Consider the following 21,698-nt stretch of genomic DNA (forward strand, 5'->3'; position numbering starts at 1 on the left):
CCTTGGATGGTGGAAGGGACACGCCAGCTCCGGAAAATTTGTTAATACAAATTATCTAAGACATTTGACGTGAGAAGGCAAGAATGGATCGCGTCGGTGCCGCCTTCAAGCAGGCGCGCGCAAGCGGGCTCCGGCGATGCTGAGGTCCCTGTCGAGGCCCTGTCGCCCAAGCGCATTCCCGGCAGTTCGCGGTGCTGCGGCGGCATCGGATCGCTGGCGCTACCGGCCGTCCCTGCTGCGAAGTTCCGCGTCCTTGCCGTGGCCTGACAGGCCACGGTATCGGCGCGTTCTTCATCGCCGTGACGGATGAGCCGCAGGGAAACGGTTGGTTCGGCCTGGTCAGCGCAGGCTTCCGCCGTCAGCGTACGGGGTCGGTCGCCCAATTGTCGGCGAGGTGGCCTGTGCCGGAACGGCCGGGATTCAACCTGGCCAGCGCCAGGCCGAGCCGCGCCGCTGCCAGCGTCGCCCCAAGATCGGCCTTGCCGCGTCCGGCGATGTCGTAGGCGGTGCCATGCGCGGGGGTCACGATCGGAAAGCCGTAGCCCGCGATCAGGGTCACGCCACGATCAAAGCCCATCAGCTTCATCGCGATCTGGCCCTGGTCATGATACATCGTCAGCACCGCATCGAATTCGCCCCGCGTCGCCCGCACGAACACTGTGTCCGACGGTATCGGACCGGCGACATCCAGCCCCTCGGCCCGCGCCGCCTCGATGGCGGGGGCGATGATATCCTCGTCCTCTTCGCCGAAATTGCGTCCGTCGCCCGCATGGGGGTTCAGCGCGGCGACGCCGATGCGCGGGGCCGGCTTTCCGGCGCCCTCCATCACCGTGACGGTCAGGCGGATGCTGGACAGGATGCGCTCGGCGCTGAGGCTGGCCGCAACCTCGCGCAGCGGAATATGAGAGGTGACGCGGGCGTTCCACACCTCTTCCAGCACGTTGAATTCGCGCCCGCTGCGATCCGCCCCCAGCGTCGCGTCGATAAAACCGATCTCATCGACATAGGCGGGCCGCGCCAGTCGCATCGAATGCTTGTTGAAGGGCGTGAACATCGCCGCATCCGCCACGCCCGCCTGCGCCAGACGCAGGGCCGCGGCGAAATTCTGCAGCGAGGCCGCCCCGGCCCCTTGGCTCGAGCGCCCCAGCGTCAGATCGCCCGGCGGACAATTCCCCAGATCGACCATGACCTTTCCCGCGGGCAGTCGATCGGGCAGGTCCGCCGCCGCGACAGTCGGCAGATCAAGGTCGAGGCCCCCGTGCCGCGCGCCCAAGCCCAGCAGCCGCGCGTCGCCCAGCACGATCACGTCCCGATCCCGCATGTCCTGGTGGGTCAACAGTTTCGCGGCCAGTTCCGGCCCCACGCCCCCCGCATCTCCGATCGCCAATGCCAGCCGCATCTTCGGCCCCTTCTCATGTTGACGCGCGTTTCACCGCGCGCGGATGTCGTCTTCGCAGGGGCCGCCACGGGCGCCGGCCCGATCCCTGTCTTTCCGTCGCTGTCAGACTTGCCGACGGCGGGTCGAAAGCCGGTCCGCGACGACCCTTGCACACAGCGCCAGCGAGGTTGCGCCCGCGTCGGGATGACCCAGGCTGCGTTCGGCCAGCGGACGCGCGCGGCCCAGCCTTGGGCGCAGCTTCGCAGTGCCCTCGGCGGCAAGGGTTGCGCGGTCCGCCGCCTTCGACCATGCTTGGGCAAGGTCCAGCCCTGCCGTGATGCCGGCGCCCAAAGCCTCGACGAAGGGCACCATGGCGTCGACCAGCGTCTTGTCGCCCGGCCGGGCCCCGCCCAGATCGGTGATCGCCGTCAGCGCGGCCTCGGCGCCCCGGCCCACATCGGCCGCGCGGGCCGCATCCGCATCGCCAAGGGCAGAGCCCCAGGCCCGCAAGGCCACGCCCCACAGCGCCCCCGACGTGCCGCCGGCGCGATCCGCCCAGGCGTCGCCGGCAAGGCCCAGTGTCGTGGCGGCGCCGGCACCGGAAGCCGCGGCGTGGCGCGCGGCGCTGGCCGCGGCCCGCGACCCGCGCGCCATGCCCTGCCCGTGATCGCCGTCGCCGGCCTGCGCGTCGATGCGGCCCAGCATTTCTTCCGCTTCGGCCAGAGACGCGGCCAGCGCCTCGATCAGGTCGGCTATGCAGACGGCCGTGCCCCGCGATGCGGTCCCGCCCTGCGGAATCTCGCGCATAATGTCGGCGACAACCGGCGCCTCGGCACGACGCGGTTCGACCGCGCCCTTGCGAAAGGCCGGGGCGTCGGCCGGGGCGCGCCACAGCCGTTCCAGATCATCGTCCAGCCAGGTGATCGACAGCGAACAGCCGGCCATGTCGAGGCTGGTCACGAATTCGCCGACCTCGGGTTCGACGATGGCCAGCCCTTCTTGCTGCATCAGGCCCGAGAGATGATGCCAGATCACGAACAGTTCTTCGTATTTGGTCGAACCCAGCCCGTTCAGGACGACGGCGACGCGCCCGTCATGCCCGTCCGGGCGTTCGGCCAGCAGCGGCGTCAGCAGCATCCGGGCCAGATCGGCCGCCGCAACCATGGCTTCGGTGCGGGTGCCGGGTTCTCCGTGGATGCCGAGGCCAAGGGCCACGAAACCGTCATCGACGGTGAACAGCGGCCCTGGTTGACCCGGCAGCGTGCAGCCGGCGAAGGCCATGCCGAACGAGACCGTGGCGGCATTCGCGGCCTGTGCCACGGAAACCACGGCGTCGATATCCATGCCTTCCTCCGCGGCCGCCCCCGCGATCTTGAAGACCGGAAGATCGCCCGCCACGCCGCGCCGCTTGTCGCGCTGATCCGCGGGGGCGCTGGCCACGTCGTCGGTGACGGCAAGGATGCGCGCGTCGATGCCCTCGTCCTGCAACCGCCGGGCGGCGGCGCCGAAATTCAGCACATCGCCCGCATAATTCCCAAAGCCCAGGATCACGCCGCCGCCACGATCGGCAGCGCGCGCCACGCCCGCCACGGCGCTGGTCGAGGGCGAGGCGAAGACGTCGCCGGCGACCGCGGCATCGGCAAGGCCGGCGCCCACATATCCCAGAAAGGCCGGGTAATGGCCGGAGCCGCCGCCGATCACCAGCGCCACCTTGCCCTCGGCGCCCGGCGCGGCCCGCACCGCGCCATGCGGCACCGCCGCCACGCGGTCGCGATTGGCCGAACAGAAACCTGCCAGCGCGGTTGCCGCGAAGTCTTCGGGGTCGTCAAAGATCCTTGTCATCGCGGCGCCTCCTCTCGGTCAGAATGTCGCGGATATAATCCCGGTTGCGTGCGCAGATCCAAAGCCCGTCGCCGCCGTAATGTTCGACCAGAAACGGGCTGTCGAAACCCAGATCCAGCGCCATGTTGATTGCCGCCCGCCAGTTGATCGTGCCGCCCAGCAACGGCGCCGGATGGCTCATGGCCCGACCGGTGGCGCTGTCTTCCATGCGGTAGTAGTTCTTGACATGCCAATAGCCCGCGAAGGGGGCGCATCGCGCGATCATCCGGGTCCAGGGCTCGACCGGGCGATGCAGGCGGACCAGATTTCCGATGTCGATGTTCAGCCTCGCGGCCGGATGATCGAGATCGGTCATGAAGCGCGCGGCGCCTTCGCCGGTGCCCAGATAGGTATCCTCATACATCTCCAGCGACAGCTGGATGCCGCTGCGCCCGGCGTGACCCGCCAGCTCGCGCACACGATCCAGCGCCAGCCGGTAGGTTTCGGGATCGGCCGGGTTGCGGGGGCCGGGCTGGGTCCAGAACCATGTCGCGTCCTGCTGCGCCCGTGTCAGCGGGCCGAACAGGCCGATACTGACCCAGCCCGCGCCCAGTTCCGCCGCCGTGTCGATGACGCGGTGGCAATAGGCCAGATTCGCGTCACCGTGATCGGGGTCGATCACGCTGCGGCGCGCGGTCGAGATGGCGGGCACAGCCAGACCAAGACCGCGGCAGATCGCCATGAACTCGGCGCGCATGGGCGCCTCCAGATCGGCAACGCGCAGCCACGAATCCGTCGGATCGACGGCGACGAAGCCTGCGTCCGCGACCTCGGACAGGCTGGCCGCCCAGGCAACGGGGCCCGCCTCCTGCACCGATCGCCCGTCCGGCAGCGTCGCGGGAAACGGGATCATCGCGGCGGCGATGGGCCAGTCCGAAGGTGACCAGCGCGGCCGGCCGGTCTGCAGGATTGCGGAGGTCATTTGATATACTCTGTCAGGGCCAGCGATACCGACGGGACATAGGTGACCAGCAGCAGGACGAAGGCCAGCACGCCGATGAAGGGCAGGTTCGTGCGCGAGGTTTCCCAGATGCCAGACCTGGCGATCGAGCAGGAGGTGATCAGGACCGATGCGACCGGCGGCGTCTGCTGGCCGATGGCAAGGTTCAGCGTCACCATGATGCCGAAATGGACCGGATCGATCCCCACGGCGTTGACCAGCGGCATGACCACGGGCACGACGAGGATGATCGCGGCCGCGCCATGCAAAAACATCCCCAGCACCAGCAGCAGCAGGTTCAGCAGCGCCAGAACGATCAGCGGATTTGTCGTCATCTGCGTGATCTGCGCCGCCAGTTGCTGTGGCACCTGCGCCTGGGTCAGAAACAGCCCCAATGCCGCCGAGGTGGCGACCAGCAGCATGACCACGCCGGTCTGGCTGACCCCTTCCAGCATCGTGCTGCGCAACCTTTTCAGGTCCAGATCGCGATAGATGAAGATGCCGATGATCAGCGCGGCAAGAACGGCCAGTCCGGCCCCCTCGGTCGCCGTCACCACGCCCGAGAAGATGCCGCCCAGAATGATGACCGGCATGGTCAGCGCCCAGAAGGCCTCTTTCAAGCTTTTCCAGACGTGACACGGATCAAAGCCCTCGGCGCGCGGCAGGTCGTAGCGGATCGCCAGGATATAGGTGACCAGCATCAAAAGCCCGCCGCCCAGGATGCCGGGAACGATACCTGCGACGAACAGCTTCAGCACCGAGGTCTCGGCGATGGCGCCGTAAAGGATCATCGGGATCGAGGGCGGAATGATGATTGCCAGCGAGGCCGAGGACGAGGTGATCGCCGCCGCCAGCGTGCGGGAATAGCCGCGTTTCTTCATCTCGGGGATGAGCACGGTGCCGGTCGCCGCCACATCGGCGACAGCCGATCCCGAAATCTCGGCGAAGACCATCGAGACGCCGATATTGACCATGCCCAGCCCGCCGCGCACGAAGCCGATCAGCGCGGTGACGAAGTTGATCAGCCGGACCGAGATGCCCGATGTGTTCATCAGGTTGCCCGCCAGGATGAACAGCGGGATCGCGATCAGCGGAAACGAGGTTGCGCCAGAATACAGCGCGATCGCCATGTCGTAGAAACGGGCGCTGCCCGAGGTCAGGTAGAAGCCGCCGACGGACACGATGCCGATGGCGATCGCGATGGGCACGTTGATCAGGATCAGCAAGATCAGGGCGGCGGTGGTCAGAAGCAGGGTCACGGCCTGTCCTCCTTGCGGGACAGGGCCTCGGCTTCCTTCTCGGCCTCGGCGATGGCATGTTCGATCTCGGCGTGTTCGCGGTCGATGCCGCGTGCCGCATCGCGGATCGCGCGCGGCATCGTCATCAGGGTGCCAAGGATCATCAGCACGGCGGAAATCGGGATGACGGATTGCACGATATCCAGCGTCAGCCATGGCAGGCTGAGCAGCGAATCGAAGGCCGCGACCCTCAGCACCGCATAGCCGTACCATGCGACAAGCGCGAAGAAGGCGACCACCAGCATTTCCGACAGGATGGCCAGCGCCACGGCAGGCCCGCGCGGCAATGCAGCGACCAGCCCTGCAAAGCCCATATGCGACCGCGTGAACACGGCATAGGTGGCGCCGAAATAGGTCAGCCATGCCAGCAGCACGCTTGCGACCTCGTCATACCACGAGGGTGACGAGCCCAGATAGCGCATGGTGGTCGAATAGACGACGGCGACGGCCAGCACGACCAACAGGACAAGGCAGATCGACTCGATCAGCCGGAGCAGGATCTTCTCTGTCTGGACAATCATGGGGTGCTCCTGCGCGAGACGGTCGGCACGACAGCCGCGCGCCGACCGCGAGGCGGTCCTACTTGGCCAGCGCCTGTGCCTTCGAGACCAGATCGGCCCCACCCGGAACCTGCTGAGCGAAAGCATCGTAGATCGGTTGCGAGGCCGCGACGAAAGCGGCCTTGTCGGCGTCGTTCACCTCGACCCCCGCCGCCTTGACCTTCTCGACCAGCGTGCCATCCGCCTTCTCGCCCTCGGCGAGCGACCAATCCTGGACCTCGTCCGCGATTTCGGACACGGCCGTTTTCACGTCGTCGGGCAGGCCCGCCCATGTCTCGGCCCCGCTGGTCAGATAAGTGGGCGAATAGACGTGGTCCGTGAGGCTGAGATATTTCTGCACCTCCTGAAAATTCGCGCCGACGATGTTGGTCAAAGGGTTTTCCTGACCGTCCATCGTTCCGGTCTGCAGGGCGACGAACACCTCGGAGAAGGCCATCGGCGTCGGGTTCGCGCCCCATTCCTTGAACATCGCGACCCGCCATTCCGACGACGGCGTGCGGATCTTCAGTCCCGCAAGATCCTCGGGGGTGTTGATCGGCCGCGTGTTGTTGGTGATCTGGCGAAAACCGTTCTCCCATGTCGAAATCAGGTGCAGGCCTTTCTCGTCAAGCTTCGGCGCCAAATCGGGTTGGATGATCTGGGCGTCGATGGCCCTCAGATGGGCCCGGTCCCGAACCAGGAACGGCATGTCGAACAATGCGAATTCCGGCAAGAAATTGGTCATGATCGACGATACCAGCGTGAACTGCACCGTGCCCAGCCGCAGCTTCTGGACCAGTTCCTTCTCGTCGCCCAGCTGGCCGTCGGCATAGAATTCGACCTTGTCGGCATCACCCAGCCGGGCCTGCAGATCCTCGGCGAACTTCGCCGCGCTGCGACCCTGCAAGCTGTTCGAGGCGGCCCCCACCGCCACGATGTAGGTCTCGGCCGCGACCGGTGCCGCGGCCATCGTCACGGCGCAAACCATCAGGCCGGCGGCGCTTTTCCGAAAGGTTTTCATGTGCTGTCTCCTCCTCCCAGAACATGCAGAACTGCATATTCGATCGATGTATTTTGTATACATGCGCAAGGTATCGACCAGCAATCCTTTTCTTGCTACACTGCGCCATGATCTCATAAGCCTTTGAAATTCAGGAAAAGGTGAAGGTTCCAGGATGACGGCCAACATCGCGATCACAAATCGTTCTCTTCACGATCAGGTCGTCAGTCGGGTGCGGGACCTGATCATCGAGGGCGTTCTGGAGCCCGGCAGCCGAATCGACGAGGCCCGTCTGATCGAGGAACTGGAGGTCTCTCGCACGCCGTTCCGCGAAGCCCTGCGCACACTCGCCGCCGAGGGGCTGGTGATCGTTCGCCCGTCGAAAGGCAGCATCGTGCGCAAGCTGACGCGCGAGGATGTCTTTTCGATGCTGGAGGTGCTGGCGCATCTTGAACGGCTGGCCGGCGAACTGGCCTGTGCGCGGGCCGGCGACGAACAGATCCAGGCGCTTGTGGATCTGCACCAGCGGATGATGGAATGTTACCGCCAGCGCGACCGTCTGCCTTATTACAAGCTGAACCAGGAATTTCACTCGCGGCTGGCCGAACTGTCGAAAAACACGACGCTGCAGGACATGCAGGCCAATATCCAGGCACGGCTGAAGCGCATCCGCTATATCGGCAACCAGAAACCGGAATCATGGGCCGGCGCGGTTGCCGATCACGAAGAGATGGTCGCGGCGTTGAAGGATCGGGACGGCAAGCGGCTTGGCGACGCCATGTCCGACCATCTCGGCCGGACGTGGGAGCGCGTCAAGGACAGCATATAGACCAGATCATTGGACCCGTTATCGCTGCCCCGCCGAAACCTGCGATCCGTTCACGCCGCGTGGACGGACCGAGAGCCGGTCATGGTCCCGGGTTCGAAGATGCGGGTGCCCTAACCCTCGTCGGGCGAAGACAGCAGCCATTCGCGCAGGGTCACGCTGGTCTTTTCCATATGCTCGCGCAGGATCACCGCCAGCCGCCCGCCGTCGCGGGCCTGAAGTGCGTCCAGAATGTCCTCGTGTTCCTTCATGGCCTGATCCCAGCGTTCGCGGGTCATGTTGGCCATGTAACGTCCACGTCGCACCCGCGCTGCCAGGGTGCCATACTGCACCGTCAGCGTGGCGTTGCGGGCGGCCGCCAGGATCGTCTCATGGATCTGCTGGTTCAGCTTGAAATAGGCCTCAAGCTCGCGCGCCGTGTAATGGGCGAACATCCGGTCGTGCAGGGCGCGGACCTGCGCGATCTCGTCGTCGGTAATGTGCTTGCAGGCCAGTTCGCCCGCCAGCGCCTCCAGCGCGCCCATGACCGGGAACAATTCGTCCAGTTCCTCGACCGTGATGCGGCTGACCCAGGCGCCGCGATTGGGTTCCAGATTGACCAGCCCGTCGGTCGCCAGCACCTTCAGCGCCTCGCGCAGGGGCGTCCGCGAGACGCCGTAAAGCTCGCATAATTCCTTTTCGGGCACTTTGCGGCCGGGCTGCAACTCGCCCGACACGATCAGCTTTCGCAGCGATTCGGTCAGTTCCTCGTGCAGCGGGCGACGCTTCAACTGGGTCGCGGAAAGGTTCATCGTCAACGCGCCTCCTGGAGCGCAAGTTCGAAAAGCCGGGCGACGTGAATCGCCCTGCGCCCGGTCCCGTCCGCGATCTGGTGGCGGCACGAGGTGCCGTCCGCCACGATGATCGCATCCCCGGGCGCGGCGCGGATGGCGGGAAACAGGCTCAGTTCCCCCATCTGGCGCGAGATCGCCTCGGTTTCCAGTCCATAGCCGAAGGATCCGGCCATGCCGCAGCAGCTGGTCTCGATCAATTGAATATCGGTTTCGGGCAGCAAAGCCAGCGCTTTGTGGATCGCGGGCATGACATCCAACGCCTTCTGATGGCAATGGCCGTGCAGCAGGACCGGAACACCGGGCGGGCGCAGCGGCAGACTCCACCGCCCGGCCTCGTGTTCGGCGGCAACATATTCCTCGAACATCAGCGCGGCGCCGGCGATCTGTGCCGTGTCGTCGCCCGGCAGCATCGCGGGAATTTCGTCGCGCAGCGTCAGCAGGCTGGACGGCTCCAGCCCGACGATGCTGCGCCCGGCACGGATATGGGGCAACAGCGCGTCGATCAGTCGGCGGGCCTCGGTCCGGGCCTCGTCGACCAGTCCGGCCGACAGCAGCGTGCGGCCACATTGCAGCGGCGGTCCGCCATCCAGCGGCCGGGCCACCGTCACGCGCCTGCCGGCCGCGTTCAGAACCCGGACCGCGGCACGCAGGTTCTCGGGCTCGAACCAGCGATTGAACGGATCGGCGAACAGCACGATATCGGCATCCGCCCCTTGCGCCTCGGCATCGCGGAAGGGGCGAGCGGACCAGTGGGGCAGGGCGCGCGCGGCGGAAAAGCCGGTCGGCCGCTGCATCAGCCGCGCCAGCAGCGGCAGGCGGTTGCGCAGGTTCATCAGCCAGTGCAGCCGCGCGGCCACCGGCGCATAGCGCGGCAGATAGGCCACCAGCCGGTCATGCAGCGTCAGACCGTTGCTGCGGGCGCGGGCGGCGAGAACCTCGATCTTCATGCGGGCCATGTCAACGCCGGTCGGGCATTCGCGCTTGCAGCCCTTGCAGGACACGCACAGGGCCAGCGTATCGGCCATCGCGTCCGATGTCAGCGCATCGGGGCCAAGCTGGCCCGAGATCGCCAGCCGCAGCGTGTTGGCCCGACCGCGAGTCACGTCGCGTTCGTGACGGGTGACGCGATAGGACGGACACATCGTCCCGCCCGCCAGCTTGCGGCAGGCGCCGTTGTTGTTGCACATCTCGACCGCGCCCTGAAACCCGCCGCCGGCGCCGGGCCATGCCGACCAGTCGAATTCGGTCTTCAGCGGCGCCACCGTATAGCCGGGCGTAAAGCGGAACAGGCGGCGGTCATCCATCTTCGGCGCATCGACGATCTTGCCGGGATTGAAGCGGCGATCCGGGTCGAACCGGTCCTTGACCTCGCGGAACAGCGTGGTGATTTCGGTCCCGAACATGCGCTCGTGAAATTCCGACCGCACGATCCCGTCGCCATGTTCGCCCGAATGCGACCCCTTGTATTTCGATACCAGCGCAAAGGCTTCCTCGGCGATCGCGCGCATCCGTTTGACATCGGCGTCCAGTTTCAGGTTCAGCACCGGCCGCACATGCAGGCAGCCGACCGAGGCATGGGCATACCACGTTCCCCTGGTGCCGTGGCGTTCGAAGACCGCGCTCAGCTCGCGCGTGTATTCCGCCAGATCGGGCAGTTCGACGGCGCAATCCTCGACGAAGGAGACGGGCTTGCCCTCTTGCTTCATCGACATCATGATGTTCAGCCCGGATTTGCGGACCTCGGCGATCTGGCCCTGAAGGCGCTGGTCGGCGATCGGGACCACGCCGCCCCAGCCCTTGCCCTCGGCGCGCCAGTCAAAGCCCAGATCGGCCATGCGTTCGTCCAGCAGCCGCAGCTTTTCGGCATTGGCGGCGGCGTCGCCTTCGTCGAATTCGACCAGCAGCAGGGCGGCGGGATCGCCCTTGACGAATTGCTCGATGGTGGGACGGAACATCGGGATCTGCCGTGACAGGCCGATCATCGTGTTGTCCACCAGCTCGACCGATAGCGGGTTCAGCGCAACCAGATGCTGGGTGGCGTCCATCGCCTGATAGAAGCTGGGGAAATGGCACACGCCCAGCACGCGCTGGCCAACCAGCGGCCACAACTTCAGTTCGATCCGGGTGAAATAGGCCAGCGTGCCCTCGCTGCCGACCAGCAGGTGGGACAGGTTGACGGGTCGGTTCTTGGGCACCAGTGCATCGATGTTGTAGCCGCCGACCCGCCGGGTCAGTTTCGGAATCCGCGCCTCGATCAGCGCCGCATGGTCGCGACCCATCGCCAGAAGCGGATCCACCAGCGCGTCGGACGGCCCGCCCCTCGGCCCGACCGGCCCGAACTGCGCCAGGGTGCCGTCGGCCATGATCGCCTCGATCGAGATCACGTTGTCGCGCATCGTGCCGTATCGCAGCGACCGCCCGCCGCAGGAATTGTTGGCCGCCATCCCGCCGATCGTGGCGCGCGATGCGGTCGAGACATCGACCGGAAACCACAGCCCGTGCGGTTTCAGCGCCCGGTTCAGATCGTCCAGAACGATGCCCGGTTCCACCACGACGCGGCGGTTCGCGGGATCCAGTTCCAGGATGCGGTTGAAATGCACCGAATTGTCGAGGATCAGCCCCGAATTGATCGTCTGCCCGCATTGCGAGGTGCCGCCGCCGCGTCCGGTGACCGGCACATCGGCATCGCGGGCGACGGCCAGCGCGGCCTCGACATCCGCAAACCCGCGCGGGATCGCCACGCCCTGCGGCATGATCTGGTAGAAGGACGCATCGGTGGAATAGCGGCCGCGCGAAAACGTGTCGAACAGGATTTCGCCCGAAAACTCCCTGCGCAGCGCCTGATCCAGCATGGGCGACCCTTTCGACTTGGTTATTGACTTCGGGCTACCCGAATTGGATACATAATGCAAAATTAAAAAGGCATTTGGAAGCGGCAGGATGCCGCGAAGGGAGAAAACGCATGTCACATCGCGCAGGACGCCATTTTCTGCAGATTCCGGGCCCCAGCCCGGTCCCCGACCGCGTGTTGCGCGCGATTTCCGCCCAGGTGATCGACCATCGCGGCCCCGATTTCGCCGCTGTCGGACAGGCGGCGCTGGAGGGAATGAAATGGGTATTCAAGACCGCACAGGATGTCGTCATCTATCCATGTTCGGGCACCGGCGCATGGGAGGCGGCCCTGGTCAATGTCCTGGCCAAAGGCGACCGGGTGCTGATGTATGAAACCGGTCATTTCGCCGCGATGTGGAAGAAGATGGCCGAAAAACTGGGCCTGCGCCCCGAATTCATCGAGGGCGACTGGCGCGGCGGCGCCGATCCCGAGGCGATCGAGGCGCATCTGCGCAGGGACAAGGCGCACGAGATCAAGGCCGTCTGCGTCGTCCACAACGAGACCTCGACGGGCTCGGTCTCGCCGATCGCGCAGGTGCGGGCGGCCATCGACGCGGCGGGGCATCCGGCGCTGCTGATGGTCGATACGATCTCGGGGCTGGCCTCGATCGATTTCCGCTTTGACGAATGGGGCGTCGACGTGGCGGTGTCGGGTTCGCAGAAGGGGCTGATGCTGCCGCCGGGCATCGCCTTCAACGCGGTCAGCGCCAGGGCGATGGCAGTGTCCGAGACGGGCGGGATGCCACGATCCTACTGGGATTGGCGCGACATGAAGGCCAGCAACGCGACCGGCTATTTCCCCTATACGCCGGCGACGAACATGCTGTTCGGGCTGAACGAGGCGATCTCGATGCTGCGCGACGAAGGGCTGGAAAACGTCTTTGCCCGCCATCAACGGCACGGCGCGGCGACCCGCGCGGCGGTGCGCCACTGGGGGCTGGAGGTGCTGTGCCGCCAGCAGGGGCAGGAAAGCGGTGTGCTGACCGCCGTGATGATGCCCCAGGGCCACAGCGCCGATGCCTTCCGCAAGGTGGCGCTGAAACATTACGACATCTCGCTGGGCAACGGCTTGTCCAGGGTCGCCGACAAGGTGTTCCGGATCGGCCATCTGGGCGATTTCAACGACCTGACGCTGGCGGGAACCCTGACCGGGGTCGAACTGGGCCTGCGCAAGGCAGGGGTGCCGCATCGCGATGGCGGGGTCGAGGCCGCGATGGCGGTTCTGGACGATCTGGCGGCGCCCGGTATCGCCGCCGAATAGCACGCGCGTCCGGGGAGTTCGGGGGCGCCGCCGGGTCCCTGAACCTCGCCGGACCCGCGAACCGGAGGCCGGTATCCACGACAGGATCCGCCCTCCGGCTGTGCCGTTTTCCGGTTCCGGTCAGACGAAATCGAAGCTGTCATCCTCGATCCGGGCCATGTCGATTCCCGCGATCTCGAAACCCAGCTTGCCCGTCGCCGACAGGACCACCTCGTCAAAGGCGGCCGCTGCCTCGTAATCGATCCGGTCGGCCGGCTTCAGCAGGATTTCGTCGACCGCCGCACCGTCGTCGTAGAAGGCAAGCCGTATCTGGCCCCTGCCGCCGAAACCCGTCAGATCCAGCGCGATTCCGGTCGCGTCGGTCAGGCGGCCGCCGTCATCCATGCTGACACGCAGCGCCTCGGGTCCGTCGATGCGGTGGGCCTCGGATTTCCAGATCCGATCCGACAGCGGCGCATAGATGCCCAGCCCCTCGCCGGCGAAAGTCAGCAGGCCGAACCTGGTTCCCTCGGCCGAGATGGAGATGTCCGAACCCTTGATGTCGAGGCCGCGGGCGATGGGTGGCACGACCTGGCGGGCGACGGTTTCGCCGTCCTCGGAATAGGAGATTCGATCGAAGAACCGCCAGCCGCCGCCGAAATCGACGCCCGTGACGACGGTCCGGACGGGCTTGTCCAGCGTCACGCCGACCAGGATCGGCTCGTGATCGGATACCGCGAAGGGATCGGCATTGTAGAAGCCGGCGTTGTTGAAGGCCGAGGAATAGGAAAAGAGATCGGGCTCGTCGGCGTTGATATGCCATTCGGCGACGCCGGTGACATTGTCCAGCAACCCCTGCGAGGCCAGCCCGTAATCCAGCGTGCCGCGCTGGCCGTCGAAGACGTAGGAATAAGCCTCCTGGCCCAGATATGCGCCGGCGAGATCGGTCAGACCGGCCTGTTTCAGCGCCTGAACCGGGTCTTCCATGGCGTAGGAATTCAGATCACCCAGCAGCAGCACGTTTTCGATGCTGCCGGCGCCGGTCGGATCGGTGGCGATCCAGCGCGTCAGCTCTGCCGCGGCCTCTTGGCGAACGCCGTTCCAGAAGCCCTGGCCGTCGCCCTGATCGAAATTCGGATCGTTGCGCAGTGCCTCGATCAGCGCGGGATCGACATCGGCCGCCATCGCCGCGTCCAGCAGGCTGTCGAGACCGCTGGCGCCCTTGGATTTGAGGTGGTTCGCGACCACCGTGATCCCGCCGCCATCCGCGGCCTCGAAACTGGCGGCCATCGAGGGGCGGTTGCGGTCGAAATCGCCGACGAAATCGCCGGTGCTTTCCTGGATCTGGCGGACGATATCCCACGTCGTCGCGGCGGTGGATTCGGTGTAATCCAGCACGGCCGAGCCTTTCAGCGCAACCTGATCGGCACGATAGATGATGCCGGTGGTGATCGCATCGGTGCCCACGAAGCCGGTGCCGGGATCGACGAAGGCCCAGACATCCGCGCCCTCGGCCCGGTTCAGCGCATCGACCAGCGTGGCGATGGCGCTTTCCTCGCCAAAGCCGTTATTCTCGATCTCCTGAAGGGCCAGGACCTCGGCATCCATCCGGGTGATCGCGGCGACCAGCTTGTCGGTCTGGCGGACCAGATCCTCGGCCGTGGTCGCACCGCGGGGGTCCAGGTCGCCGTTCGGCCCGGTGCCCGCGCCTGCCACATCCAGCGTGGTGAAATAGTTCAGCACGTTGAAGCTGGCCATCTGAAGGTCGCCGCCGACATCGGGCCGCTCGGCCGGGCGCTGACCCGTGTCCGCGATCACCTGCAGCGGCGCATCCACCTGGATGCGATAGCCGCCGTAGCGTTCATCCATGATCCCGGTGACATCGGGCAACTGGCTGCCCAGTCGCAGCGTCGGCCCCTCTGCGGTCAGCGGATCGGCCGCCGTCAGCGGCGTGCCGTCGCCGGAATCGATCATCGTGATCGTGTCGCGGTTCTGCGCGGTCGAGCTGTCGTCGATGGTCAGGCGCCCGGCGGCGTTTGCGCGGGCCAGCGCCTCGATCTCGGCGGCCTGGGTCTGGGCGTCGTAGATCTGCGTCGGCTGGACCAGATTGCCCTCGGCCACCTGGATCTCGCCAAAGCGGTCGAGATTGAAGTTCGTGACCACCGTCAGCGGATCCTCCGAGCCGGTGACAAGCTGGACCCGCATCCCCTCATAGGCCTCGAAACCGGCGCTCATCCCCAGCGTGATCAGGGTGACGGCGGGCAGCGGAACGCCGGTTTGCAGCACCGCGAGGTCGCGGACATTGCTCAGTTCGGTCAGGCCCGAGAATTCCGACACATCCGCCGTCAGCCGAAGCTGCTGACCCACCGCGACCGGCTGGCCGGAATAGACATAGATTCCCTCCGAGGTCGCGGCGTCGCCGTCGCTGTCGCCGTCTTCCTCTTGCAGATAATAGCCGACCTGCGCGCCGGCGGCGTTGGTGATGATACCGGTCACGACCGCCTCGACGGTGACCTCCGCGCCGGGCATTCCGGTGGCTGCACCGCTGCCCTGAATGGCTGAAATCCGCGTGATCGTGGTGTCGTCGTCTTCGACCGCGACGCTCAGATCCGCGATCGTCAGCCCGTCATAGGCCGGATCGGCGCTGGCGACGGTGAAACCCAACGCCCCGGAATGGGTCGCGGCCTCGTCGATGGTGTCGTCGACGGCGCGCACGATCACCTCGACCGGGTCGGTGCCGCCGAGGATCGCGGTTGCGGAGGCGCCGAAGGTCCTGCCGTCCAGGCTGATCTCGCCTTGCCCGTCCGCTGCCTCGATGGTGACCTCGACCGGCGCCGCGGGCATGGTCGCCAGTTCCAGCGTGAAGCTGTCGGTGGTGGGTCCGGCTTCGGATACCGACAGCCCATCGCCCGCCCGCGCGATCACGGCCGGGCCGGCATTGCCGCCCGAGGTGCCGATGACGCGGAAATCGTCCACCGCGAAATCCTCGTCGCCCGCGTCCAGGCTGGCGGTGAAGCGCAGGTCCATGACGCTGCCGGTGCCGGCGATGGCGGCGGTGAATTGCTGGAAGGCGTCGGCCAGCACGGCGCCGTCGCCGCTGCCGTCCAGATCGGTGTCCTGCCGGAAATTGCCGTTGAAGCTGCCCGAGGTGAAGTCCGAGCCGACGAAAGCCAGCAAAGTCTGCCACGCTCCGCCGTCGATGCGCGCCTGCACCATCAGCAGATCGCCCGCGTCGATATCGCCCGGAGTGTCGAAGAACTCCGCGAATCTGCCCTGGAAGGTCAGATCCGACAGGCCGGAAATGTCGATGCCGGACCATTCCGCGGTGATCGGCAGCACAGCCCCTTCGCCGTCCAGATCCATCCCGGTCAGGTGGCTGCCATCGGCCCCGGCATAGGTCTTCAGCGCCGAAGGCGTCGGGTCCGTGCCGAAATCGGCGACGGTTCCGGCAATGCCGAAGTAATCGCCCAAGCCATCCGAAAAGAACGGCGCCGAGGTGGAAAAGCCCGCGCCGCTGTCAAAGGTCTCGTTCAGCGCGACCACTTGGGCCGCGGCGGCCGCGTCGCCGAAAGCACCGGCGAATTCCGCCGCCAGCGCCGCGTCGCGGCTGCCGATAGGGTCGGCGTCGAAATCTTTTTCGTGAGGTATGGTGGCCATGCGTCTTTTCCCTGTCAGCCCATCGGTTGCCCGCGCAGGCCGAACGCTAGCAGTTCTGTGCAACCGTCTCGTGACGCGGCAGGCCGGCAGCCCGATCTCCGCGGCCGGTCCGGCCATGCGCGAGAGACCGAGCTTATGGCTCGCCGTGCGGATGGCAACATCTTTCGCATCCCAACCAGCGGTTGTCCGCGCCCCCGCCCCGGGGCGCCATCGGCCCGCCGCGGGATTGTGCAGGAATGTCGAACACAGAGCGCGACCGATCGGGCCTAATTCCGCGGACGGGAGAGGCCTATCTGATCTGGCAGAGGACGCGGAAGATGCCGCGCCAATCGAAAGGACATGACCATGAAAAAATTCTTTGTTGCATTGATCGCCGCCACCCTGGCAACCGGCGCCGCACAGGCCGCCAATATCGGTCAGAACGAACGTCCGGGCTCGGCCGCCAGCCCCGCCCAGGCCGTCCAGACCGCCGAGGTCAAGGCCGACGAGGTGCTGTCGTCGCGCGAACTCAGCCATCGCGGGATTCCCGACGACACGATCCTGACCGTCACCAGCTTCCCCACTTCGGACGCAGCGCCGGTCGGCAACAGCGACCGCTGATCGCCGTTTCAGACGGATCCAGGGCCGCCCTTGCCGATGCAGGGGCGGCTTTCTACATGTCTGCCTCGACCATGTGGCAATCGGGGGCAGAACAAGATCATGGACATCGCCATCCTGCGCACATTCGTCGCGATCATCGACGAGGGCAGCTTTGCCGCCGCGGCGCGGCGGATGTCGATCTCCAAAAGCCTGTGCAGCAAGCATGTCTCTGATCTGGAGGCGGATCTGGGCGCGCGGCTGCTGCACCGGACCACGCGATCGGTGACGCCGACCGCCGCCGGTCAGTGCTATGCCAACCGCGTCCGCGACGTTCTGGCCCGGCTCGACGAGGCCAGCGAGGCCGTGCGCGCCCTGTCGGATCATCCCGTCGGTCCGCTGAAGATCGGCTCTCCCATCGTGTATACGCTGAACGTGTTGCGGCCGCATCTGCTGCGCTTCATCGAGAGCAATCCCCATGTGCAACTGGAGGTGATGCTGGACGACGGCCGGTCCGACATCATCGCGGGCGGATTCGATGCGGTCATCCGGATCGGCCATCTTCCGGATTCCGCCCTGACCGCGCGCAAGCTTCACGAGGCCAGGATCGTGATGGTCGCGTCGCCAGGCTATGTCGCCGAACATGGCGCGCCCGAGGTTCCGGCAGATCTGACCCGGCACCGCTGCCTGCACTACTCGAACCTGCCCGGCAGCGGCACCTGGCCGCTGCAACAGGGCAAGGTCCTGATCCACCAGCGGGTCCGGATCGCCTTTGCTTCCAACAACAGCGAATTGCTGCGAATGATGGCGATCGAGGGGCGGGGAATCGCGTTGCTGCCGCTGTTCGCACTTGGCGACGAACTGGAAACCGGGGCGCTGGTGCCGCTGATGCCTGATCATGCCCTGCCCGATGTTCCCGTTTCGCTGGTCTATCCTTCGCGCCGGTTGCTGACCGCTGCGATGCGCAGCTTCCTGGATTTCACCGCGTCGCTGCGGCTGGTCTAGCGGCAAGCGCGGGTCCGGCCGTCTTCGGTCGCATGGCGCCGCGGTTCCGGCCGCTGATCCCGTGGGCACGATACCGGCGTGGTGCCGGCACGACCCGAACCGGTCCGCCGCTATCCTGCGGTCGGGATCAATCCGTCCGAAACTGCGCCAGGCCATCCGGCGTTGATTGCGTATGCCGCGCGAAACGGCGACACTTGCTGCCGGACGGGCCGTTCGCCGCGTTTCGGCGCCGACCGGCCGGTCCGAAGGAAAGGTTTCGTGCAGATGGATTCGTTCATCGTCTTCTTCCGGCTTGCCGGCGCGGTCGCCTTGCTGCTGTTCGCGCTGCGGCTGGTGGGCAAGGGGATGACCGACGCCTTCGGCGTGCGGCTGAAGATGGTGCTGGGACTGGGCACGCGCACCGGCCCGCGCGCCTTCTTCTCTGGCCTCGTCGCCACGCTGGCGCTGCAATCCTCGACGGCGACCGCGCTGATGACCGCATCCTTCGTCGAACGCGATCTGGTGCGCGGACGCATGGCGCAGATCGCCCTTCTGGGCGCGAATGTCGGCACCGCCCTGACTGCCTGGATCGTGGCCACGGGGATCGAGGCCCTGTCGCCGCTGCTGTTGCTGATCGGCTATGTGATGCGGCGGCAGAGATTGCCGGCCATTTCGGGCACGGGTCTTGCACTGATCGGCGTCGGGCTGATGCTGTTGTCGCTGACGCTGCTGAACAATGCGACCTCACCGCTGCGCGATTCTCCGACGATGGGCGCCTTCCTGACGATGCTGGACGGTGCCTGGCCCGTGGCCGTGGTCATCGCGGCGGCTCTTGCGGCGGTCTGCGCCTCGTCGCTGGCGGCGATCATGCTGATCCTGACACTGGGGCTGTCGCCCGGCCTGACCGTCGCGATGGTGCTGGGGGCCAATCTGGGCGGCGCGATCCCGCCGGTACTGGCGACGCTGGCATCGCGGACAGCCGCCCGGCGCGTGACCGCCGGAAACCTTGTCGTGCGCGCCCTGGGCTGCGTGGCGATCCTGCCCTTCGCGGGTCCGGTCGGCAGGGCGCTGGAACGCCTGCCGCTGCCGCAGACCGGCCTTGCGGTCGAGGCGCATCTGCTGCTGAATATCGCCCTGGCGGCGGTGATCTGGCCGTTCAGCGGCCTGATCTGGTCCGCCGTCAGCCGTCTGCTGCCGGACAAGCCGGACGAGGACGCCGACCGCACGCGATGGCTGACCGAGGCCGCGCTGGAAACCCCGGCGCTGGCGCTGGCGGGCGCCAGCCGCGAGGCCCTGGCGATCGGCGACATTGTCCAGCGGATGCTGGTCCAGACACATAACGCCTTTTCGACCAGCGACACGGCACCGCTGGCCGAGGTCAAGGCGCTGGACGATCGCGTCGATCGCCGGCAGCAGGAGGTCAAGACCTATCTCAGCCGCCTGGGGCAAAACGCGACCGAACAAGAGCGGCGTCGATCGCTCAACATCATCGATTACGTGGTCAACCTCGAACATGTCGGCGACATCATCGACCGGAATCTCGCGGCGGAATTGCGCAAACGCTCCGGTCTTGGCCTGCGATTCTCCGATGCGGGCTACAAGGAACTGGAATCGCTGTTCCTTCTGACACTGGAAAATCTTTCTACCGCGCAGACCGTCTTCATGACCGGCGATCGCGCGCTGGCGCGGCAATTGATGGAGGTCAAGGTCGATATCCGCAACATGGAGCGGCAATCGGCGCAGCGGCATCTGATCCGCCTGCGTGAGGGCCACGAGCAGAGCCGGCAGACCTCGTCGCTGCATCTGGACATCCTGCGCGACCTCAAGCGGATCAACGCCCATCTCGTCGCCGTGGCCCATCCGATCCTCGACGAAGAGGGCCTGCTGATCGACAGCCGACTCAAGACCGGCTGAGGCGGTGCGACAAGCTTGATCTGGCCCGCAAAGCCCCCTAGGCAGCCCGCGACAACCGGAAAGGCACGGCATGGCCGACAAGGATTTCGAAGCGCGCCACCTCGAGACACTGGACCGCGATCTGGGCCGGTTCTCGAATCTGGAACTGGCCACGGCCTATGTCGCGCGCCCGCTTGTCGGGCCCGGTATCGCGCTGGTCTTCATCATGCTGGCCGGACTGGCCGCAGCACTGTTTCTGGGCCAGTCCAGTCAGGGCCTGATCGTGGTGCTGGCGGCGGTCTTCGGCGCCTATATGGCGCTGAATATCGGGGCCAACGACGTCGCAAACAACATGGGCCCCGCGGTCGGTGCCAATGCCCTGACCATGGGCGGCGCGATCATCATCGCCGCCATTTTCGAAAGCGCCGGCGCGCTGATCGCGGGCGGCGATGTCGTTTCGACCATCGCAAAGGGCATTATCGCCCCCGAGGTGCTGGGCGATACCACGATCTTCATCTGGGCCATGATGGCGGCGCTGCTGTCCTCGGCGCTCTGGGTGAACCTGGCCACCTGGATCGGCGCGCCGGTCTCGACCACGCATTCCGTCGTCGGCGGCGTCATGGGCGCGGGCATCGCCGCCGCCGGTTTTGCCGCCGTAAACTGGATGCTGGTCGGCACGATTGCGGCAAGCTGGGTCATCTCGCCCTTGCTGGGCGGGCTGATCGCGGCCGCGTTCCTGTGGTTCATCGAGGCCCGGATCATCCATCAGCCCGACAAGGTTGCGGCCGCACGCCGCTGGGTGCCCGGCCTTGTCGGCATCATGGCCGGCACCTTTGCCGCCTACCTGGCGCTGAAAGGGCTGAAACATCTGTTCGACGTGTCGCTGGGTCTTTCGATCGTGATCGGGCTGGCCATCGGGATCGTGACCTGGCTGGCGATGATCCCGGTGATCGCCCGCCAGTCGCGGGGCCTCGAGAACCGCAACAAGTCGCTGAAGGTCCTGTTCGCGATCCCGCTGGTCGTCTCGGCCGCGCTGCTCAGTTTCGCGCATGGAGCCAATGACGTGGCCAATGCCGTCGGTCCCTTGGCCGCGATCGTGCAGACCGTCGCCTCGGGCAGCGTCGGGCAGTCGTTCACCATTCCCATCTGGGTCATGCTGATCGGCGCCTTCGGAATCAGCTTCGGGCTGTTCCTGTTCGGCCCCAAACTGATCCGCATGGTGGGCAGCGAGATCACCAGGCTGAATCCGATGCGGGCCTATTGCGTGGCGCTGTCGGCCGCGATTACCGTCATCATCGCCAGCTGGCTGGGTCTGCCGGTCAGTTCGACCCATATCGCGGTGGGCGCGGTCTTCGGCGTGGGCTTCTTTCGCGAATGGGATGCGGAACGCCGCGCCCGGATCGCACGGCTGGCAGTGGACGCGCCGCTGGTCAACCCCGAGGAACGGCGTCGTCGCAAGCTGGTTCGCCGGGCGCATGTTCTGACCATCGGTGCCGCCTGGGTGGTGACGGTTCCCGCCGCGGCCCTGCTGTCGGCGATCATCTTCTACGTGATGCGCACCATCAACGGCTGATATGTTGGCGGTGCCCGCGACATTCTTCGCGGTCGCCGCCGAAACCGATCAGCGCCCGCGTCATGTCCGCGGGCGCCGAAATTGCCGAAGGCCGGAAAAGGTCGCTGATGCGTTTTCCCGTGCGTGATCCGGAACCCTAGTTGGATTTCTGATCCGTCGCGCCGCCATTCATGCCGTCGCCCATCATG

Annotated in this window: 15 protein-coding genes; 6 read left to right on the forward strand and 9 right to left on the reverse strand. The window is 66.2% G+C overall.

Annotated features, from left to right (window positions below):
• Window positions 1-358: 358 nt before the first annotated feature.
• From B4L36_RS10520 to B4L36_RS10545, 6 genes are all read right to left on the reverse strand, one after another.
• Window positions 359-1,399: a 4-hydroxythreonine-4-phosphate dehydrogenase PdxA gene (locus tag B4L36_RS10520; RefSeq protein ID WP_292956548.1), complete on the reverse strand. Its 1,041-nt coding sequence runs from the start codon at window positions 1,397-1,399 to the stop codon at window positions 359-361.
• Between the two features lie 102 nt (window positions 1,400-1,501).
• On the reverse strand, window positions 1,502-3,220 hold the full coding sequence (locus B4L36_RS10525; protein ID WP_292956551.1) for a dihydroxyacetone kinase family protein: 1,719 nt from the start codon (window positions 3,218-3,220) through the stop codon (window positions 1,502-1,504).
• The gene (locus tag B4L36_RS10530; RefSeq protein ID WP_292956554.1) at window positions 3,204-4,181 is read right to left on the reverse strand and encodes a sugar phosphate isomerase/epimerase family protein; all 978 of its coding nucleotides are present in this window, start codon (window positions 4,179-4,181) and stop codon (window positions 3,204-3,206) included. Before B4L36_RS10530 ends, B4L36_RS10525 begins: the two co-directional genes overlap by 17 nt.
• Window positions 4,178-5,458 (reverse strand): TRAP transporter large permease, encoded by a 1,281-nt coding sequence (locus B4L36_RS10535; protein WP_292956557.1) that lies wholly within the window; start codon window positions 5,456-5,458, stop codon window positions 4,178-4,180. Before B4L36_RS10535 ends, B4L36_RS10530 begins: the two co-directional genes overlap by 4 nt.
• Window positions 5,455-6,018: a TRAP transporter small permease gene (locus B4L36_RS10540; RefSeq protein WP_292956560.1), complete on the reverse strand. Its 564-nt coding sequence runs from the start codon at window positions 6,016-6,018 to the stop codon at window positions 5,455-5,457. Before B4L36_RS10540 ends, B4L36_RS10535 begins: the two co-directional genes overlap by 4 nt.
• A gap of 58 nt (window positions 6,019-6,076) precedes the next feature.
• The gene (locus B4L36_RS10545) at window positions 6,077-7,057 is read right to left on the reverse strand and encodes a TRAP transporter substrate-binding protein (RefSeq protein WP_292956563.1); all 981 of its coding nucleotides are present in this window, start codon (window positions 7,055-7,057) and stop codon (window positions 6,077-6,079) included.
• A 154-nt stretch (window positions 7,058-7,211) separates the two neighbouring features.
• Between B4L36_RS10545 and B4L36_RS10550 the strand changes: the two genes are divergently transcribed.
• The gene (locus B4L36_RS10550; RefSeq protein ID WP_292956566.1) at window positions 7,212-7,865 is read left to right on the forward strand and encodes a GntR family transcriptional regulator; all 654 of its coding nucleotides are present in this window, start codon (window positions 7,212-7,214) and stop codon (window positions 7,863-7,865) included.
• A gap of 110 nt (window positions 7,866-7,975) precedes the next feature.
• On the opposite strand, the gene B4L36_RS10555 is transcribed toward B4L36_RS10550, so the two are convergent.
• Both B4L36_RS10555 and B4L36_RS10560 read right to left on the reverse strand, forming a co-directional pair.
• The gene (locus B4L36_RS10555) at window positions 7,976-8,653 is read right to left on the reverse strand and encodes a GntR family transcriptional regulator (protein WP_292956569.1); all 678 of its coding nucleotides are present in this window, start codon (window positions 8,651-8,653) and stop codon (window positions 7,976-7,978) included.
• Between the two features lie 2 nt (window positions 8,654-8,655).
• Complete coding sequence (locus B4L36_RS10560) at window positions 8,656-11,547, reverse strand: FAD-binding and (Fe-S)-binding domain-containing protein (RefSeq protein WP_292956572.1); 2,892 nt, start codon at window positions 11,545-11,547, stop codon at window positions 8,656-8,658.
• Between the two features lie 110 nt (window positions 11,548-11,657).
• On the opposite strand from B4L36_RS10560, the gene B4L36_RS10565 reads away from it, so the two are divergent.
• The gene (locus B4L36_RS10565; protein WP_292956575.1) at window positions 11,658-12,848 is read left to right on the forward strand and encodes a pyridoxal-phosphate-dependent aminotransferase family protein; all 1,191 of its coding nucleotides are present in this window, start codon (window positions 11,658-11,660) and stop codon (window positions 12,846-12,848) included.
• 120 nt (window positions 12,849-12,968) lie between these two features.
• Here the strand turns inward: B4L36_RS10565 and B4L36_RS10570 are convergent, their stop codons facing one another.
• Window positions 12,969-16,484, reverse strand: a complete 3,516-nt coding sequence (locus B4L36_RS10570; protein WP_292956578.1) for an ExeM/NucH family extracellular endonuclease — start codon at window positions 16,482-16,484, stop codon at window positions 12,969-12,971.
• A gap of 345 nt (window positions 16,485-16,829) precedes the next feature.
• Here B4L36_RS10570 and B4L36_RS10575 point away from each other — a divergent pair, with 345 nt between their 5' ends.
• The 4 genes from B4L36_RS10575 to B4L36_RS10590 all read left to right on the forward strand — a co-directional run bounded on the left by B4L36_RS10575 (window position 16,830) and on the right by B4L36_RS10590 (window position 21,510).
• Complete coding sequence (locus tag B4L36_RS10575) at window positions 16,830-17,084, forward strand: hypothetical protein (protein ID WP_292956581.1); 255 nt, start codon at window positions 16,830-16,832, stop codon at window positions 17,082-17,084.
• Between the two features lie 99 nt (window positions 17,085-17,183).
• Window positions 17,184-18,065: a LysR family transcriptional regulator gene (locus B4L36_RS10580; RefSeq protein ID WP_292956584.1), complete on the forward strand. Its 882-nt coding sequence runs from the start codon at window positions 17,184-17,186 to the stop codon at window positions 18,063-18,065.
• 264 nt (window positions 18,066-18,329) lie between these two features.
• Window positions 18,330-19,958, forward strand: a complete 1,629-nt coding sequence (locus B4L36_RS10585) for a Na/Pi cotransporter family protein (RefSeq protein ID WP_292956801.1) — start codon at window positions 18,330-18,332, stop codon at window positions 19,956-19,958.
• A gap of 70 nt (window positions 19,959-20,028) precedes the next feature.
• Window positions 20,029-21,510 (forward strand): inorganic phosphate transporter, encoded by a 1,482-nt coding sequence (locus tag B4L36_RS10590; RefSeq protein WP_292956587.1) that lies wholly within the window; start codon window positions 20,029-20,031, stop codon window positions 21,508-21,510.
• Window positions 21,511-21,698: the final 188 nt, after the last annotated feature.

Origin of the sequence: Paracoccus sp. UBA889 (assembly GCA_002294185.1) — a bacterium.
Lineage (GTDB): Bacteria > Pseudomonadota > Alphaproteobacteria > Rhodobacterales > Rhodobacteraceae > Paracoccus.